The sequence below is a fragment of the Dietzia sp. SYD-A1 genome (genome assembly GCF_015356725.1).
Taxonomy (GTDB): domain Bacteria; phylum Actinomycetota; class Actinomycetes; order Mycobacteriales; family Mycobacteriaceae; genus Dietzia.
Genome location: NZ_JADDKI010000657.1, coordinates 1 through 960 on the forward strand (window position 1 = coordinate 1; position 960 = coordinate 960).

The 960-nt window shown below is 72.3% G+C and carries 2 protein-coding genes; both read right to left on the reverse strand.

The features are described 5' to 3' along the window. A partial coding sequence (locus IY392_RS18275; protein WP_194861995.1) for a hypothetical protein occupies positions 1-647 on the reverse strand: 647 nt, incomplete at its 3' end. Positions 648-709: 62 nt separating this feature from the next. Further along, the coding region (locus IY392_RS18280; RefSeq protein WP_194861996.1) for a DUF779 domain-containing protein at positions 710-960 on the reverse strand (251 nt) is incomplete at its 5' end.

Consider the following 960-nt stretch of genomic DNA (forward strand, 5'->3'; position numbering starts at 1 on the left):
CCCCCGGGGCTCTGACCCGCCTCTGCCCGCCCGGCCCGGAGCAGTCCGAGTTCGCGGTTCAGGTTGGCGTGCGCCTGCTTCTCCCAGGCGTCGCGGCCGGCCCTGGTGAGGAAGACCGACCCGCGCTCGAGCAGCGCCTCGAGCGCGGCGATCCGCCCGGCGACGAACCGCTCACCCGGCACGTGCGCGAACTCGTGGCGGACATCCTGCGTGTAGGCGTCGTACGTCTCCGGGTCGGCCCCGAGGACCGCGAGGTCGGCGTCCGAGAGGACCGCCCCGTTGAGATCCCCGGGCTCGACCCGGTGCCCGCCCATGAGCCGCACGAGGCGCGCCACCTCGTCGACGGGCGCGGCGGGGTCGAGTGCGGACTCGGCGAACTCGGCCGACCTGGCGTTGTTCTCCGACTCCGTGGGGTCGAACACGGCGGCGTGGAACCAGGCCGCCAGTCGGACCGCGGTCCCGTCGAACGCCTCCCCGTACGCCTCCAGCGCGTCCACCGCACGCAGCACCGCACGCAGGTGCGTCTCGTTGTGGTATCTGCGCTGCGGTTCGTTCCACCGTTCGAGCAGGTCGGACCGCAGTTCGGGCGTGAGGAACCCGACCTCCGCGTCGAGGGGATCAACGGCTGCCGGACGGTCGGTATCCATGGTCGGATCCTACCGCCGCACCACGTCCCATCTGCGTGAATCCGGGACCGCGGCGGCGCATCTCAGTCCTCGAGATCCGCCCCGGTGCGCGGCGGGAACGCCGCCAACGCCTCCTGCTCGGCGGCGTCGAACGTCCGGGCGCGGGACAGGAACCGTCTCCCGGTTGGGTTCTCGAGGCTGAAACCCGACCCCCGGCCCGGGATCGCGTCCAGCACCAGCTGCGTGTGCTTCCAGGTCTCGAACTGCGACCCCGAGATCCACACGCGCACCCGGTCCCCACCGAGATCGAGCTCCCCCACCAGCACGTCGCGCT